The 18,544-nt window shown below is 48.5% G+C and carries 12 protein-coding genes; 3 read left to right on the top strand and 9 right to left on the bottom strand.

The genetic code is table 11. The features are described 5' to 3' along the window. The first annotated feature begins 233 nt into the window (after positions 1-233). Positions 234-1,412, top strand: a complete 1,179-nt coding sequence (locus HOM51_01775) for a flagellin (GenBank protein ID MBT5033225.1) — start codon at positions 234-236, stop codon at positions 1,410-1,412. Between the two features lie 311 nt (positions 1,413-1,723). Here the strand turns inward: HOM51_01775 and HOM51_01770 are convergent, their stop codons facing one another. Next, entirely contained in the window at positions 1,724-2,545 is an 822-nt protein-coding gene (locus HOM51_01770) for a hypothetical protein (protein MBT5033224.1), read from the bottom strand. A gap of 242 nt (positions 2,546-2,787) precedes the next feature. Between HOM51_01770 and HOM51_01765 the strand changes: the two genes are divergently transcribed. Beyond that, positions 2,788-4,770 (top strand): motility associated factor glycosyltransferase family protein, encoded by a 1,983-nt coding sequence (locus HOM51_01765; protein ID MBT5033223.1) that lies wholly within the window; start codon positions 2,788-2,790, stop codon positions 4,768-4,770. Between the two features lie 16 nt (positions 4,771-4,786). On the opposite strand, the gene HOM51_01760 is transcribed toward HOM51_01765, so the two are convergent. The 8 genes from HOM51_01760 to HOM51_01725 form a co-directional block, all read right to left on the bottom strand. Further along, positions 4,787-6,829 (bottom strand): tetratricopeptide repeat protein, encoded by a 2,043-nt coding sequence (locus HOM51_01760; GenBank protein ID MBT5033222.1) that lies wholly within the window; start codon positions 6,827-6,829, stop codon positions 4,787-4,789. 155 nt (positions 6,830-6,984) lie between these two features. Then, on the bottom strand, positions 6,985-7,482 hold the full coding sequence (locus tag HOM51_01755; GenBank protein ID MBT5033221.1) for a hypothetical protein: 498 nt from the start codon (positions 7,480-7,482) through the stop codon (positions 6,985-6,987). A gap of 228 nt (positions 7,483-7,710) precedes the next feature. Beyond that, entirely contained in the window at positions 7,711-9,876 is a 2,166-nt protein-coding gene (locus HOM51_01750) for a hypothetical protein (protein ID MBT5033220.1), read from the bottom strand. A gap of 10 nt (positions 9,877-9,886) precedes the next feature. Then, entirely contained in the window at positions 9,887-12,385 is a 2,499-nt protein-coding gene (gene flgK, locus HOM51_01745) for a flagellar hook-associated protein FlgK (protein MBT5033219.1), read from the bottom strand. Positions 12,386-12,416: 31 nt separating this feature from the next. After that, positions 12,417-12,860 (bottom strand): hypothetical protein, encoded by a 444-nt coding sequence (locus tag HOM51_01740; GenBank protein MBT5033218.1) that lies wholly within the window; start codon positions 12,858-12,860, stop codon positions 12,417-12,419. Positions 12,861-12,862: 2 nt separating this feature from the next. Next, positions 12,863-13,180, bottom strand: a complete 318-nt coding sequence (locus HOM51_01735) for a hypothetical protein (GenBank protein MBT5033217.1) — start codon at positions 13,178-13,180, stop codon at positions 12,863-12,865. Continuing rightward, the gene (locus tag HOM51_01730) at positions 13,180-14,331 is read right to left on the bottom strand and encodes a flagellar basal body P-ring protein FlgI (protein MBT5033216.1); all 1,152 of its coding nucleotides are present in this window, start codon (positions 14,329-14,331) and stop codon (positions 13,180-13,182) included. Before HOM51_01730 ends, HOM51_01735 begins: the two co-directional genes overlap by 1 nt. Before the next feature lie 302 nt (positions 14,332-14,633). Continuing rightward, a complete protein-coding gene (locus HOM51_01725; protein ID MBT5033215.1) occupies positions 14,634-16,910 on the bottom strand; it encodes a flagellar hook-basal body complex protein in 2,277 nt (758 codons plus the stop codon). Positions 16,911-17,194: 284 nt separating this feature from the next. Here HOM51_01725 and HOM51_01720 point away from each other — a divergent pair, with 284 nt between their 5' ends. Continuing rightward, complete coding sequence (locus tag HOM51_01720; protein ID MBT5033214.1) at positions 17,195-18,541, top strand: nucleotide sugar dehydrogenase; 1,347 nt, start codon at positions 17,195-17,197, stop codon at positions 18,539-18,541. Positions 18,542-18,544: the final 3 nt, after the last annotated feature.

The following is an 18,544-nucleotide window of genomic DNA, read 5'->3' as shown; positions in this document are numbered from 1 at the left end:
CATACACTCTTGAGTTACCTATATGTCAAATGCCCATATATTTGAAATATAGCTAATTCCTGGGGCCGTGCTCCCGGTAAGGATTTGTTAAGAAAAAACTTCTTTACATTGAAATCTAATTTGTTAGTATGCGAGAGCTTGGTGAAAGCGAGAAACGCTTTAACTTTGTTTGTGACACCAAGTGCAAGGCAAAAATGCCTTGGAAATATTTTCTCTAGAAAGGAGAAACCAAAATGGCTTCAGAAGTAACACTATCAACTGCAGTGCGTGATAGCCTGCTCTCTCTCAAAGATACGACTCGGTTAATTGACACCACTCAGGGTCGACTCTCTACTGGTTTGCGGGTTGCTGCTGCAACTGACGATCCAGTCTCATTCTTCCAAGCAAAGACCTTGTCTGATCGTGCTTTCGACTTCGGCGAAAAGAAAGACGCAATTGACCAGGGTATTAGTACGGTTGAAACGGCTCTTGGCGGCATCGAGGCTGTTGAAAGCATCGTGCGTCAGATCAAAGGTGTTGCCGGTAGCCTTAAGTCCGCTACAGGAACACAGTTTACAGATCTAATTACGCAGTTTAACAGTCTGCGTACGCAAATCGGAACGTTGACGGAAGATACTTCCTTCCAGGGCGTAAACCTTGTTAATGCCACGACCGAGCAATTGGCGGTGAGCTTCAGTCAGGAAACTGCAAGTTCTCTGGCCATTGATGGCGTGAACATTTCCGAAACTGGTCTTGACATCGGACAGGCTGTTGCGGCTTCGAACACGTCGTTTAACTTCTCCGGCGTTACCAGCTTGGCATTGAATACGGGTGCTGCAGGTACTGTAATTACGGTAACGTATCAAGGTACGGGCGTCGGAATTACTGCTGGCGGTGTAACGGCGGCTGGTCCGACGATTACCTTCGGAACACTGTCCATCCTTCTTGGTGTCGGTGGTAGTGGCGGCGGAAGTGAAACGCTTAGTCAGGGCGATGTTTTATCGGTTACGTTGATTGGTAATGCAAACACAGCGTCTATCGATACTCTTGCTTCCAACGTGTTCTTTGGTTCTCTTACGGTCTCATCGACCGAGCTTACCGTCGATAGCATTGCGGGTAATAATGACAACTTCATCGCTGAAGGAAACACGACGCAGGTCGATACCGCGATCACGCAGTTGGATGACGCGTTGACAACTCTCCGGTCTAATGCTCAGACCCTGGGTTCGAACGTTGCATTGCTACAAACTCGGTTGGATTTCACAGAACAGTATGTGAACAACCTTGCTGGTGGTGCAGCCAAACTAACGTTGGCGGACATCAACGAAGAAGGTGCCAACCTGTTGGCCCTGCAAACCAGACAGCAGCTGGGTATTTCCGCCCTGGCATTTGCTGGTCAGGCCGAACAGGGAATTCTGAGCTTGTTCAGATAGGCCCTAAGTTAGGTAAGATTGTTTGGAAAATTTCTAATTTAGTTTTCCAAACCTTTCGAAAATTTTCCCGCCGTAGTTTCGACTGCGGCGGGATTTTTTTTATTAAAGCGTGTCGCGAAGGCCGCTAATACAAAGACTCTGGATTAACAATGCAGCAAATTCCACTAGGCATCGTAAGGTGGGGACGAGGCTATTCGGTCGTGCGTATTACGCAATCACTATAGGTCATTGTATGGGAGTCTTGGATAAGATAAGCGCGGGTAATCATTACGTGAATATCACGCGCAATTTCCCTTAAATTTTAAGATGTTCTAGGCGAAAAGATTAAGTACGGAGCCTGGCGCAGGAGTCTGGGGCCGGAGCGAATCTGCGATGTTCTGCGCAAACTTAGCCTGGGCGTCAAATGCGAGTGAAAATATTTGCAAAAGATTCGCCGCATCAGCTTTTAGATTATCGATTTCCGTTTGTTTCTCTGCAAAAGCTGACGTTTCAAGCACAAGAATATCGCTATCAACGCCAATGAAATCTCGCTGAATATTGAGGCTCACATCAACGGCCTGCTCGACCGTAATCGCAATGAGTGCTTCGGCGTTAAAGGACCGGGCCGTAAGATCGGACACGCCCGCGGTGACAGCCGCATTGTCTACGGACTTCGTTCCAACGACAGGTGTAAGCGCCTGAAAATCTTCCAGCTGATCCTTAAACAATTTTACCGCGTCGAAATTAGGGATATCAACATTGCTGAAAATAAATAGGTTATTAATTCGCTCACCTATTGCATCACGTTGGGCGACAAATGCATCAACCTCTGCTTGGGTAACGTTATCGTCAGCCCCCAAAAGATCATTCAAATTACTTAAATCATCCGAAATGCCCTGAACTGCGATAAGCGAGTTACGCGTCTTTTGAAGAAAATCCTCAACAACCGGCTGAGCATCAATTAATTTCTGCCCCTCAGTTCTTAATCGCCGCAATTTAATGTCCGTAATCGGGTCGTCAGACAATTTATCGATTTCACCGTTCAAACGTCGGATGAGCGTGTTCTGAATTTGGCTGAATTGTAGCTCGAACGCCGGCGCTGCGGCGTTGGCCGTTATCTGAGAAAATGTTTGTCCAAAACTGACGGGCGCCATGAAATTAAACCATGTCCAGAGTGAGCATTTTAAGTTCTTAACAGTACCATAAAAAATCTTTTAAATCAATTAGTTGTCGATCAATACTGTTGAAAACTTTATCGTTAGATTTTACGCTCTATTTATTTAATTTTAATAAAAATTGCATTAGAATTTTAGAATAATATGTGAAACTCTTTAATCGTTATTCTAAATACTTTAAATATAACTCGAATTTTGAGCCCGACTAAGAAGGACCGACCATGGTGGATCGTGAAGAGCTTCGCAAAAATAACTTGGAAATGTTTGAGGCGATATACCCGGAAATTTATGCCGCTCTCAAAGACTACAAACCAATTTCGGAACTAAGAATTGACGAAGATGGCGAACCCGACGTGTGGTTTGATGGCCAGTATTATTACAATAACAAAGCGGCAGAATTTGCCAAAAATCAGCTTGAGAAGACGTGGGCTTTGCCGACACGGGTAGAAATTAATCCGCCCCAAACTGACGGCATGGATGATTATGCTGGTCCCACCCTCTTTAATATTCTTTTACGGGCAGACAAAGAGGATATTTCCTACCACCGTAGAATAGTTTCCGATAATGCATTTACAGTCGTAGTCTTTGGTATTGGTCTTGGTCTTCATATCGATGAAATCGTCGAAAGAACGAATTGTTCCGCAATTGTATTTGCTGATGTGAACTACGAGTTTTTATATCATTCATTAGAAGTTTACGACTGGGAAAAACTTGATGAGCTCATAACGTCTCGTAATGGGCGCATCAAATTCGTAATAGATACTTCGCCGGATCAGATTGGCATATATGCCCGATTATTTATCCGAGGCAGCAATATTGGTGGTGTCGATGGTGTGTCGATTATTATGCATCAAAAAAACGCTATTTTGGATGAAGCCTTTCAAAAGCTCGCCCGGGATGTGAATTTGATTGCGACCAGCCTAGGTTTTTTCTACGACGAAACACTTATGCTGAAAAATTGCCATGTAAATTTATGTTCGGGAGAATCAAAATACTATCAACGCCCAAATGAGATGTTTCCGGCTGACATCCCGGTCTTTGTCGTTGGCAGTGGCCCCTCTTTGGATGCGTGCCTTCCTATGATTAAGAAAAACGCTGACCGCGCTTTTATTATTTCGGCGGGGACATCGCTACGCCCTCTTGTCTTCAATGGAATTTTGCCAGATATGCATCTGGAACAAGAAAATCTCAATGTCGATCTAACTGTAGACCAAGTTGCTGAAAAGTACGATTTATCTTCTATCCTGTATGTTGCCGCGACGACGGTTGATCCGACAGTGACCAAGTATTTTGATAATATCATCTATTATTCTCGCGCGAGTTTATCCCCGTTCCCTATTTATTTTGATGACAAGGCTTCTACCCTTGAACGCCCGCACAATACTGTGGTGAATGCGTCGTTTTCATTTGCTCAGGAATTAGGATTTAAAGACTTTTACTTTTTTGGGGTCGATTGCGGCACGATTGACCAAGCGCGCCACCACTCAAAGGATGCCTATCAGTATACTGAGGATGCACTGCATGTAGACCAAATCTTTGACATCCCAGTTACGTCGAACTTTGGTGGAGATTTCTTTACGTCGAAGGGGTTGCTGGAATCGCTTGATCACCTTGAGGCAGCAATTTTAAAGAAAACGCGTGGCCGACGATATTACAACTGTAGCGATGGTGCCTATATTCCCAATACATTACCAATATTGCCGGAGAAAATTGATCTCCCAGAGTTTCTACTTAGCAAAAAGGATCTCCTTCAGAAAATATATGACAAAATGCCGGTTTATACCGAAGAAAAATTTAGCGAATATTGGGATGAAAAAGAGTTCGAGAACAGCGTGGATTCGGTAATGGATACAATATCTGAAATTTTTGATGGCGTTGAGGATGTGTCCGATAACTTCTACCAAATTGATTTGAATAAAGTGCTCGTCTTCGATACGGGAGTTTGGCCAAGCCGGATGGATCGAGGCGTTATTACTCTCATCAGAGGGACATTGTTCCAAATGATAATTTCGATAGCGTATTACACGAAACGTATAACCGAGCCGGAAAAGTTACCGAAATTTACCGAAATCGTTAAGGAAGAAGTTCAAGTTATGATTGAAAAGCTGCGAGAAGACGCGCTGAAGGAACTCGGCAGCTTAAATAAAGAAAACATAGCGGAGGCAGGAGCTGAAGCTAGTGCAGATAATGCTTTGCCAGGATAGTTAATTAATGGGGATTTCAACCGGCTTCGGATTGTTTTATACAGCTTTCAATTGCATTTTCCCAGGCTCTGGTGTGTGCTGCCGTATCGAATAGGCTGGATTCTTCTAATTCTGGACGCAAGGACTTCCGAATTTTACTGAGTGATTTGCCGTCTTTCGATAATTCCACTACCAACTCTACGTATTGATCTTCTGAATTTGATATCCATTCTGCTTTATTTGCAGCGCTTAGGATGGACGCTGCAAGAAGCGAGGAACGTTGCTCTCCCGCTAAAGTAATCGCTGGAATCCCCATCCATAATGCCTCGATAATAATATTGGAGCCTGAGTTTGGAAAGCTATCCAAATAGATATCGATGCTGTTGTAGAAGCTAACATCTGTAACCGGATTCGCTTGCTCCGGTTCTAAGATTGTAACACGGTCCGCGACGCCTTCATTATCGAACATTTCGTGGATTCGTGTTTTTGCGTAGTCGCATTGCTTCGCGGTACCGCCCAGAGATAGCCGGGAGTCTGGAACCGCACGTAATACTTCGGCCCAAAGCCTTGCAAGATTAGGCGTAAGGGTCGCGAGATCACTCTTTCCTCCGAAAGTAACGAATCCATTTTTTACTGCGGGAGCCGACACTGGATCAGGGAAATTATTAAGCGGATCAATTGCATATAGACCGTGATCCATGACGATATTTTTTACGCCTTCCGGTATTTCCTTTTGGTCCATTTCAGCCGTAGTCTTATCTGAAATTACAAAATTTGTTCCAGGCGACGTGATGCCAAATGGGTATCGGAGGTGTCCAATTTGAACAGGAGTGATGCCTTGTTTAAGAAGAGTATATTGTTGTCCATTGCTATATCCGGTTAAGTCCACGACGGCGTCCAAGCGGTCATTTCTAACTATCACGGCGAGCGTTTCCGGATCGATATCATAAACTTGCCGAGTCGAATTAGCGTGGTTCTTGATGAGTGTGAATAAAGCATCTTCCGTGACCGATAATTGGTAGACGAATACCTTAAATTTTGTGTGGTCGTGATGCCGTAAAATTGGTTCAAATAATGGGTAGTAGTCCCCCTGATAAATTGAATTTATAATATAGCCTATATGGATGATGTCTGGATTGGACTTTACTCCGCGTGGCTCTCTGGGCGGGTAGACCTCGATCTCGTCAAAAATTTCGTTGGTGAGGGAATTTAGATTATTTCTTTCGCTCTCATATTCCGATCCGAGATATTTAACTCCGTCTGCGGCGGCGGCACAGATTTCTATGCTTCGGTCCAATTCTAATGCTGTTAGGTGCGAGGTCACGGCATCTTTGAATAATCCCAAGCGATACAGGGAATTTCCCATTTCAATGAACGGCTCCGCGCCATCCGGTTTAATCTTGGTTGCCTTTTGCAACGCGATTATCGCTTCATCATAACGACCAAGTTCATGCAGGCATTTTCCATACAAAGTAAGGCATTCATAATGATTATTGTTGAGTTCGAGTTCCGCCTCCAACTCAGTTATTGCGGCCTCAAACTGCCTTTGGTTATATCTAACGAGGCCGTTCACATAGTGCCCTGAAGGCGACGTGCTTGATAGTGCAGTGAAATAGTTGGACAGCCCTGGTGGAAGAAATGGATGAATGTATTCATGAGGTTCAAGTGCGGTTGCGAGCTTCGCATAGTATAACCCATCCGATAAATTTCCGACCTGGGTGTGAATTGTAGCCAATGCGTCTACATAATCTCGACAATCGGGGGCCAATTCATGGGCTGTCGTTAATAACTGAATGGCTTTACCGTTGTCTGCCAATCTCCAAGAAACCAATCCAAGAAGGCAAAACCCTTCTGCCGTGTTGTCTCTCTCCTTAAATAATTCCGATATTGAATCAGCCAATTCAACCGCGTCTAAGGTTAATAATTCGACGAGAATTTTTGCAACGGACACATAGAACTGCTTATCGGCATCCGACCCTATCTGAGCATGGAGTACCGTCGGAGCATAAGTCTCTGGTTCAGGAGTCGACGGTTCCGGGGAGGCCTCGGGCTTTTGTTCTGAGATTGTATCGTCACTCATAAATTCTGCCTACATTCCAACACGCAATAAAGGGCACAACCAAGCTGGATATCCGAAGCGTGTTATCTAACGGGGAAAACCATTTTTGGAAGTCGATGTTTAACGAGGGGGGGCGCACCGAATTCACACTTGAAATCTTTGAGGCATTGCACGCGTCAAATATTGATCTCGAGCTTTTGATGGGGAGCCCCATCCCCTTGCTTATCATCCTCATTAGCATTCTCATGCTTCTCCGCTTCGCGAGCCTTTTCCATTGCGTCAACTTCATCGGCAGGCATCTGCAATAAACCCAAAGCAATGTTGCGGTTTAGGTCGATTAGGGTGCTCATTTTTGAATCTGTCGGTTCAACAAGGGTGCCAATAGTGTGTTTATCGACAAATTTACACAGCGTCAGCATGTTACGTCGAATTTCTTCATCCATTCCCGAGTCTTCGAGTGTTAATTCCGCCTGAAAAATTGTCCAAAGTTTCCAATTTAATTTGACAGCCGATTTTCTCTTGGCTTTTACATCGTGATCAGAAACGTCCCCTAGTGTAATCGCTGCTGCCATACGTTTGGCAGCTTCATTCAAGGCCCAACCTTCAGTTTGCCGTGGCGAACCTGGCTCCGGAACGCGTTCGTATTTTTGTGTATGTTTACCGTAAGGGGACATGGTTTCTCCAATTTGGCTCTGAGGCGTTCTCAACCTATAACCTTATGGGTGCCAGCGACAGAAATTACTGTCTTTGGACCATTCTAGGGGAATTCAATTCTGCCCGCAAGAATGCCATTTCGGGGGTGTTATTGTTGAGTCCTCTGTTCTTCCCATTGTTTTGTGGATGGTTGCTTATTCTAAGCAGCACATTGGTATGATTGTGCACTAAATGTCGTAAACAAATACCTAACGGAGGAAGTTAGCCAGCGATAAATCACGAACCCGCCCGAGCACCTGGAAAGAAACTTCAAGGGCTCGTGAATCGTCTAATAGTCGCGTGATTGCGTCTGCTTGATTAATGTTCTCAAACGATGAAATGCGTACATCGATGAAACCTTTAAGCGTCTCATGGCCTTGGTTAACCCGATCCAGAAGCACCTGATCAAAACCAACGGCGCGTTGCAGTTGTTCAAGGTTGCTGACTTGTTCTGCGCCGAATGGCGGCGAGCCCACAGTCAACGATGCGACGTTCGTGGTAGTCACACTATCAACCGCAGCAGTCGCTAGGTTGGTCGATGAAGAGGATGAGAAGCCAACACCAGGTGTTGCCGCCGTCAAAGTCAAGACTGTGCCATTCGCCGTCGCCTTTACCAGACTGTTAACCGAGGCGTTATTGTTGATAGCTGTGGTCATGGCAGCCGTAATTGCAGTTAACGTTCCACCACCGGGAACAGTTACGGCAACAGCGGTTCCCGCCGGCACCGTATTAATGGTCACCGTATGTGTGTCGCCCGTCGTGCCCAGGGTAGCAGCCGTGAAATCAACTGTGTTTACCTGCGCAACTGCGGTCACATTTGCGTTGGAACTGTTGTCGAGCGCACTGGCGAGGAGAAAGAGGGATTGGCCGACACGCTCGGTATTCTGATCCAAACCACCCGCCGTACCGAACTGACCTTGGGCGATAAGAGACATCGCGCGGAAGGCTTTTTCAAAAGCCGGGTCTGCTGCAGTGATATCCACTTCGAAGCTCTGGCGATCGCTGACTCTGTGGGTGGTGGCACGGGTATCACCACTGAAAAAGGGCAAGGCCGTGATCGTTCCACCGGTTTGCTGGGTCGTCATGGTTAGGGCAGCTACGTCTGCGGCGGCCGTAACATTTTCATCAACCGTAATTGTACTGCCGTCAGCACTAACGGAAGACACCGTAACTGTTTGGTTGTTTGCGCCAGCCGTCGCGCTGGCAATAACCACTTTCATGCCAGCGCGTAGTTCGCTGAATGAACCCGGAACGCCGGACCCGATGGTGTCCTTTGTAGGGGCTGTATTGTTCGTAAACGTCACCGTGCCAGCATTGGTAAAGCTGAGAAGCGGTGCGGCGACCGTGCCCTGGTCGGTGAGTTTCTGGTCCGCGATCGTGATGACCGCGCCAGTGTTAGCCTCAACCGTAAATCTTCCGTTGTTATTGGTTGTATCGCTCACTGTAATGGTCGTCCCTACCGGAATGGACGCAAGTTCGCCAAGTACACTTGAAGTAATCGTATCATTTGCACGATTAAAGGTTATTGACGATGATTGAACTGTAGACCCATCCGGTAATGTCAGGGTTACGCTGCCTCCTGCCGCCTCATCGGTAAGCATTGTCGTTTCAACCGTGATAAACTGACCATTGGTCGAATCGATGCCCTTGACCGTATAGGTGCCGTCATTCAGGCCGCTGTTTCCCGTGCCGGTTACCACTATCGTCGTGCCAACTTTGACATTCGCAAAGTTATTTGTACCCGTCGCCGTAATACGCCCGACCGGTGGCGTGGTGCCGTCGTCTCTTTGGAAAGTTAGAAAATTGGTTTTTTCGTCAGCGACGTCTTTATTGATTGTAAACTGAGCAAGTTGCGCCTCTCGGGTCGTCGGATAGGTCACGCGCTGCCCGTCAAACCTGTTTTGGTAGTCCGTCAATGTGCTCGATCCAATGTTAATTGGGGCGACATCTGCGCGGGTACCACCAAATTGAAAATTTCCGTTGACGCTGGTATTTAGGAAACTTTGTAATGTTTGTAATGACTTAAAGGCAATATCTTGGATGTCTCTGACTTGTTGCTCTTGGTTGCCGCCAAAGGTGTTGAAGTCGACCAAGGCGTTGCGGAATTCCAAGAGCGTGTCTCTCGCTCCCTCAATAGAGGCATTAATTGTATCAAGCCGTGTTTCCACCTGCTCATTTCCTGAAATGAAACTTTCTAACGAGTTGCTGAGCGTCTCAAAGTTGATCAACCGTTCGGCGACTTTATCAAGTCCTGTATAATCCCGGGATACCTTTTCCGTATTAACCTGGAACGAGGTTTCTGTGATTCGCTTTTGCGTTGCTAAAAGCTGGTTAATCAGCAGATTACTTGTGGCTAAGCTTGCGATGCGGCCCATGATGCCCTCACTACTGTACAGCCCGGTCCAGAGTATCGATCATTTCTTGAATGACACTGATAACTCTGGCCGCGGCGTTAAATGCTTGTTCAAAAAGGATAAGTTGCGCGAGTTCCTCATCCAAGTTGACGCCCTTAATATTGTCAGATTTTACCTTCAGGTTTTGCGTAACAGAGCGTTGAAACTCCAAGTTCCGAAGGTTCGATCCTGATTGGTTGGCAGCTTCAACGAGGATTGAGTTTGCAAACTCTCCAAACGTTGCAGTAATGGCACCTAGTTTGCCCGCCTGTTCGAATTGGTTGGTTGCTGCCAGTTTGTCGGCAAGGGCGATGATGGTTGTATCATCGCCGGACCCTAAGAAGTACTCACCATTAGCGCCAATGGCAGAATTGAACTGCATGGCAGCCGTCGCAATCCTTGAGGGGTTTTGAATAATATCAGCGCGAACTTCGATAACGCTGGAAACTCTGACATCGCCGACATGCAGCCCAATGTCCGTTAGGATGGTATCTGGGGTCGCAATGTTATCGGTTACGACTAGACTCTTGCCCTGATCATGGGCAATTCGCAGGCGCACACCGTCGCCGTCTGGTATCACCGATGCCGTTACATTGGTTACGCTGTTTGTTATTTGAGTAGCGAGATCCTTGAGGCTTGTCCCCTGCACGACAGTCACCGGGCTTCCACTTAAAAGGCCAGTATCGTCACTAAACCGCAAACCGGCTGCGGACACCGCGAACCCGCTAGCCAGCACATTCGATTCATAAATATTGTCGGGCAAATTATCGACAAAGTAATCGTTGAAGCCAAAGAAGTTAGAAAAGCCGCTAATGGTTTTATCGATGCCGTCTACAGTGACGGTATTCGTTGTGTCGGCATTGGTCGCCGTGACACTTGCCGTTGCGGTAAATAGGGCACCAGTCTCATCCGTACCGACTTTGTCCTGGGTAAGGATAATCTCTCCAATTCCAGAACCGGCCGTGGCCGTGACAACCTGGGTGGCGCCGGTACCGACAGCACTCGCATTAATCGCTGTAACAATTTGGCTTCGGAAATCTGCGATTGTCGAGTTACCTGCTATGGAGGTTACAGAAATTGTGGTTCCGTTGATGACGATATCGACCGCATCTGCATCCTCATACGTGCCGCCAATCGTAATTTTCGTTAGTCCACCGCCTTCATCGAAACCAATGCTCGCATCCTGAACGGTGCTTCCAACTGTGGTTGCGGTTTCGTCTCGGAAAGAAAAACTCAAATTTGAATTGTTGAGGTTAATCGCAAACTTGCCATTCGTAACGGCAGCTGTCGCCTGCGGCGCACCATTCGCTTGAAGATAGGTCTGCAGGGCTGTTGCGACAGCATCAATGGTGTGAGGGCCTGCCGTCGTCAGCAACGTCCGTATGGTGGTTGTATCTGTCTGATTCCCCAAGCTATCGAACAGGGTCAGCGTTGTATCTTCGTTGCCAGTGAACTTAATTGTCTGTGTCGATGAATCGACAAAATTCCGGGTGCCAGTCGTCGACTGGAGTCCGGGGAAGGCGGTGCCCTGGTTATGAATTTGGTTGAAGACATCGCGAAGCTCTGCTGATAATTCATCAATTTCTGATTGCAGGGTTACAAGGACAGTATCCCGGATATCAATCAGCCCTTTAAGTTCGCCGCCGCGGATTTCGTCAGTAAGATCATTCCCCGCAATTCGCGTGCCGATAAAGATGCCATCAATTCCACCTTCGGCAGCGGTCACTGTCGGGGATGTGGTGCTGGCAGAATTATGGCTCAGGACTCCAGGGACACTATCAACCAGCGTTCGACCGCTGGATGTAAAGACGACAATGTCGCCGTCATCACGCTTGAAAAACCGGATGTCAATTAACTCCGCCATCCGGTTGATTTCGGAATCGCGCTTGTCCTGTAAGTCGGACGGGTCATTGTTCGCTGTTTGAGTGCGAACAAGGGTGTCGTTAATATTGGCGATGCTTGTTGAAACCGTATTAATTTCGGTGACGATATCGCCGATTTGCTGATCGGCCTGTTGACGTAATTCCTGTATGGTATCGGTCATCGTGCGTAATTTGGATGTCAAATCTTCGCTACGACGCACAAGCTCACTTTGTTCAATTGTCCCATTGGCCTGGGTCGATAAGCTCTCCAGCGCCACGTTAAATTCGTTGAACAGGTGCGAGATTGATGTGTTGTCGGCGGGTTCGCCAAACAGTTCCTGAATTCGGGCAAAAAAGTCTTCTTGGACCGCCAAGTCGCCGAGTGTGCTCGATTCCAATCGGAAGCTCTTGAGCAAGCCTTCATCGACAGAACGCGTGACTTGGGACAGTTGAACACCAACACCAACGCCGTCCACAGCACGGCTTTCGAGATTGATGATTTTGCGGGAGTACCCTTCCGTATTCACGTTCGCAACGTTGTTCGAAATCGTGTTCAACGCCGCTTGGTTTACAAGCAGTCCGCTGGCGGCGGAGCGAAGTGAGAGGGTAAGATCACCGATTGTGGCCATGGTATTTTGCCTTATTCGAGCTCAAAAAAACCTAAAGAGACTGATCAACTGATACGGCGATCCGTTTCGGCGCCGATTGAGTTTTGCCGGTCGTCGATTCTCCCAAAGGAGAATAGGTTCCAGCACCGGCCTTTGCTTTCTTCACTGCATCAGAGACCAGTTTCATAACCTGCTTATTGCCGTTGATCGCGGCTTTAAGAAGTCGGGCGTTTTCACCCATGAATTGGTTTGCCTTATCGCCCAGCCCGCGAAGTTTCTCATGTAAGTCAATATCAACTTCCGTCAGAATGGCCGGATTGGAGATTAGTTCGTGCACATGGGCTTCATAGGCCCGGCTGACGGTGACCTTATCCTTGATCAAATCACCGATCTCATGGAGTCGGAATTCTTTCAACGCTTCATTTTCTTCAACCAAAATGTCCACCAGTTCACTGGTGATATTGATTAGGTCCATAATTCTTTTTGTTGAGTCCATGACTAGTGTGCCTCTTGTTGTTTGATCATTTCGCGGAAAACTGCGTCGGCGATTCCGATGCCGCCGGCGCGTGCAATTGCTTTGCCGTATTCATCGACCTGCATCGAACGCCACATGTCTTCGCCCATGCCACCACCGAAGGGCGGATCAATCTTGACGCTTTCGAACATGGGTTTAAGCATCTGGCTCAGGAACACGGCTTCAAATTCCTGGGCCGTCTCGCGTGCCTGCTTAGGATCAACGATGCCCTTCGTATTGGGTAACGCCCGTCCACTCTGGGTCGCCAAATAGGCTTGGCCTGTGCTCATTGGGTCAGCCATTACATCACCTCAATTTCAGCTTGCAACGCACCGGCCACTTTGACCGCTTGCAAGATTGTGATCATATCGCGAGGCCCGATGCCCAGCGCGTTTAAGCCTTTAACCAACTCTTGAATTGTGACGCCAGTTTGAAAGACTGTCAGCCTGCGGTCGCCACCTTCATCTACTTGAATGTCGGTGCGGTCGACAACTTCGGTGGTGCCGGCTTCGGCAAAGGGACCAGGTTGAGATACCTGCTGTGCCTCAGTAATGCGAATAGTAAGACTGCCTTGCGCGATGGCGACGGTGCTGATCCGTACATTTTCACCCATCACGATGGTACCGGATTGCTCATCAATGACGATGCGGGCCAATTGATCTGGAGTGACACGCAGCTGTTCGACATCGGTGATCAGGTTAACGACGTTGTTTTTGTAACTTTTCGGCACCCTCAGATGAACCGTGGTGGGATCACTGGGCCGCGCTGCCATTGTGCCCAAGAAAGCGTTGATTGCCTGGGACACCCGACGGGCCGTGGTGAAATCCGGATTACGGAGGCTGATCTTAATCGTTTTCATCCCCGTCATGTTGTATTTGACTTCGCGTTCAACAATGCCGCCATTGGCGATACGTGCGCTGGTCGGAACACCCTTGGTTACCGACTCTGCGGCCCCTGCTGCGGTAAATCCACCGACGGCCAGTTGACCTTGAGCGACGGCGTAGACTTCTCCGTCCGCACCCAAAACAGGTGTAACCAGGAGGGTGCCGCCCAGCAGGCTGCTGGAATCGCCGAGCGAACTAACCGTGACATCGATCCGCGAACCGCGACGGGAGAAAGAAGGAAGGGTCGCCGTCACCATCACAGCTGCGACGTTCTTTGAATCCAAACCCGAATCGGTCGGCTTAACGCCCAACCGGTTCAACATGGCCTTCAGGCTCTGCTTGGTGAAGTGGCCGTCTGCCAATGAATCGCCGGTGCCGTTGAGACCTACAACCAAGCCATAGCCCACCAACATATTGTCCCGAACGCCTTCGAACTCGACGATGTCCTTGATCCGTGAGGATGCATCGACGGACGTTGTCGGGAGGGCTGTCAGGAACAGTGCCAAGATGGCAAAAGCGAAAACTTTTCGGGTCAGTTTGACCAAAACGGTATTTTCACGAAGCAGCATTGTTTGGGTCCCGTTATGCGTTGTTTGGTGCAACATTATTTTTAACCAAGTCTCTGAACGTTATTTTTCGTAACTATTTATGCGAATTTCATGCCAAAATCTTATTTCCGTTAAGTTGTTGATTTATAATGATTTATTTTTAGGTTGCGGCAACAAGGCCCGCCAATTGGCGGCACGGGTTTCCGGGTAGCGGTAGAATTTGCCGAGTGGCACTTGGATCAAGATTTTAGCTGTGATTTCAGGGATTTACGCCGGATGTGTGTTGTATACATCCGGCGTAAATTCACTGACGAAAAGGGAGGTTATCGTTTCAGATCGCGCGCCGTCTGAAGGATTTCATCGGCGGTTCTAAACACGGTTGCTGCAGAATTGTAGGCCTTTTGGGTCACGATAATTTTGGTGAACTCATCTGCCAGATCTACATTGGATAATTCGTGAGAGTTGGCCAACAGCAATGCGACGCCATCTCCACCGGCGTTAACGACCCTGGCTGTGCCAGATTCTGCCGTTGAAGTGAAGGTGTTGCCGTTATTCCGGGCAAGGCCGTCCGCGTTGGTGAAAGTCGCCAGTGGAACTTTGAACAACGGTCGGGTTGTACCATCTTCAAACTTACCGGAGATCACGCCATCTGGCTCGAAGAAGAAAGAGGCGAGTTCTGATTTAGCAAACCCGCCAAATTCGAATGATACAGGCGTAAGAGCACCTTCGAACTGAGTGATACCACTGATATCCAGGGCGACGTTGGCCGTTGCTCCGCCATCAAATGTTAGCGGTAAGGTCAGCGTGGTTGGTGTCTGCAGTGTGCCGTCGCCGTTAAAGACAATTGTTGTTGGTGCAGATGTAAATGATGCCGCTCCGTTGGCGGTCGTATTCACCAATGTCGACGTATCCACAGGGCTGTTGGCCGTCGTGGCTGCTCGGGTAAAGGTATTTACGGCACCGAGCGCAACATCCGTAAGTGTCGCCGCTGCTACAAAGGGGGTGCCAGTGGTCTTAGCCGTTAGGGTTAATTGCCCAGCACCACCTGCGGCAGCGGTCACAAGGGGGCCCGTGATCGGGTCTGAATTAATTGCGGCGACAATTTTGTCGCGGATCGCATCCAGAGAGACTTCTGTGCCGTCTGTTGGTACGGTGACGATCTTACCGTCAATTGTCGTAGTATAAATATCGCCGACATCACCAACTGCGCCAGTTAAAGTCAGTGTATCCACCTGCGCCGTCCCTGTGTCACTGGCTGAAGTGGTTGCAACAAATGCGGTTCCTGCAGTGACAGCAGATAGAGTGAACTCACCGGCATTAGCGGTGCCGGTCGCAACCACGGTTTTATTAAAATTGTTATCCCCGTTAATCTGGGTGACGATGGCGCTTCGGATGGCGTTGATATCACCTTCCAGGCCCGTTGCGGTAAACGTTATGTTTTGCCCATTGACGGTGAAATTATATTTATCACCGGCTTCTGCGTCGCCGACAAGGGTGATCGTATCTACCTGTTTGACGGGTGTTCGCGTGGTGGTTGTTCGAACCTCCCACGTATTGTTTGCGGTCTTGGCGAAATCTAGCCGTGGGGTTTGTTTAACCCCGACAGAATCGATTGTTTGAATATTAAAGACTGTTTCCGGCAGACCCACGGGTTCGACCGTCGACCCTGATATAACAAGCGGAGATGTTAAATTGACCGACCCAAAACTGGTGAAACCGACACTGAGTTGATCAGCGGTTATATTAAGGTCTGTGCCGCTGGTCGCAGAGGCACTGGCGGTCACGGCGGCGGCAATTGTCGCGTTGGCGTTTATGGCAGCAACCAAATTATCACGAATGGTCTGGAAGGTGTCGGTTGCAACTATTGGTGCGGTCGAGACCGTTGTTCCGTTAACGTTGATCGAAACCACATCCCCAACCGCAAAGCTCCCCGATAAAGAAAATTGATCGGTTTGTGGGAGGGTTACCGCTTCACCCGCAGGAATATTCAGAACCAACTCGGCACCCGTGGTTGGAACGAAGTCGGCGACAAAGGCAAATTGATCCAGACGAATAGATTGTAACGAGCCGCTGTCGGAGAACTTACCGTCGGAACCGACCTTGCGGCCTTGGACAAAATATCCATTCTTGTCGATAAGAAAACCTTCGTTGCTTGTAACTGAACCTGCAGATCCATCGGATAACGGAATTCCCGCTACGCTGAAACTAGCACCAGTCGAGAGGTCAAAAGAGCCATCGCGGGTGAAGAGTTCTTGTCCACTCCCGTCTTGACTGGCATTTAAAACAAAGAATCCCTTGCCGTTGATGGCAACGTCAAGTTCGCGTGCGCTCGAAACAATATTGCCCTGCTGGTTAATGCGATTTATGTCCGTAGGCCTTACGCCACCTATGCCGGAATCCAGTGAGGGCGTGCCGCCAGACAGCGTGCTGCTGCCTTGACCAGAGGTAAACGTCCGGCTCAACACAGTCGCAAACCGTGTATCCGTCGCTTTGTAACCGCCCGTGTTAATGTTGGCGATGTTCGTACTAATGTTGTTGAAGGCATGACTCTGCGAGATCATAGCAAGTGTGCTTGATGCAAAGGATCCAAAAATAGCCATCCAAAAACTCCATATTTCTGCCCAATTCGCGGGGCACACGCAATAACTCTCCCCTTATTAAGCAAAATGGATGCCAAGTTTGTAATCTACCTAACCCATTGAATTAATGTGATTTTAGAAAGGTATCATAGGGTAAAGGATACCGGTCTTGGGACATATTTTGGGTCGCCCTGCAATTTTTGCCGAGTTGGTTTGTACGGTAATTCAGAAATTTTGGATAAAGACTTTGTAAAGCTAAGTCTGGCATATAAGTTGGCCTTCAGATTTTTAGAACCAGGAAAACCATGAACGCAGTTGATAATGTGCACGCCCAGAATCTCGCAGGCGCAATCCAGTCCGGCGATGCCACCGTGGGGATTATCGGATTGGGCTACGTTGGCTTGCCCCTGGCGCGGGCGTTTATTGCACAGGGCTTTTCGACCACTGGGTTCGACATTGATGCCGAGAAAATTGACTGCCTGAATCGCGGTGAAACCTATCTGAAGACCATTCCTGAAAGCGATATCAAGGCCATGGTTGCCTCTGGGAAGTTTCGGGCCGAAAAAGATTTCGCCGAACTTGCCAAAATGGACGCAGTTATCATGTGTGTGCCAACACCATTGACCGGCGCGCACGAACCAGACCTGAGCTATGTCACATCCACCACCGAAACCATTGCAAAGTATTTGCGGCCCGGACAGCTGGTTGTGTTGGAATCGACGACGTATCCGGGCACCACATCTGAAATCATCCGTCCTTTATTGGAAGCGGGAGGCCTGAAATCAGGCGAGGACTTTTTCCTCGCTTACTCTCCAGAGCGCGAAGACCCTGGCAACGAAAGTCACGGCACGGCAAAGATTCCCAAGGTCGTCGGCGGCGACGGGCCAATAGCGCTGAGCCTCGCCGAAGCGCTGTATGGGAATGTCGTGGCGGGCACAGTCCCCGTCAGTTCTCTTGAAACAGCGGAAGCGGTTAAGCTGACCGAAAACATATTCCGGTCGGTTAATATCGCCCTCGTCAACGAGCTTAAGCTGATCTACGACAAAATGGGCATCGATATCTGGGAGGTAATCGATGCGGCCAAGTCTAAGCCGTTCGGTTACATGCCGTTTTATCCAGGACCTGGTCTCGGCGGGCACTGCATTCCCATTGATCCGTTTTATCTCAGTTGGAAAGCCAAGCAGTACGGCCAGCCAACCCAGTTCATTGAACTTGCCGGTGAGATTAATACCGCCATGCCGGACCATGTGGTTGGTGTTTTGGCGGCACAATTGAAATCTCGATTTGGCAAAGACCTCAGAGGTGCAAGAGTCTTATTGATGGGCGTTGCTTACAAAAGAAACGTCGATGACGTCCGTGAAAGCCCGGCCTTCCGACTGATAGAAATTTTGGAAGAGGGCGGCGCGTTCGTCGATTTCCACGACCCGTTTGTCGATAAAATTCCTCACACGCGAAAACACGATAGTCTTTCGGGTCGGGGGGCCGTCCCTTGGGATCCAGCAGCCTTCGCCGCCTACGATGTTGCCCTCATCTGCACCGACCACAGTGACGTTGATTACGCCGCCTTGGTTGAGGCAGTTCCGTTGGTAATTGATACTCGGAATGCTACAGCCAATGTGAGCAACAATCGGGATAAGATAGTTAAGGCTTGATTC

This window comes from Rhodospirillaceae bacterium (assembly GCA_018660465.1).
In the GTDB taxonomy this organism is placed as follows: domain Bacteria; phylum Pseudomonadota; class Alphaproteobacteria; order Rhodospirillales; family JABJKH01; genus JABJKH01.
The sequence above is the reverse complement of the archived record's forward strand: the minus strand, read 5'-3'. Positions and strand labels throughout refer to the sequence as shown.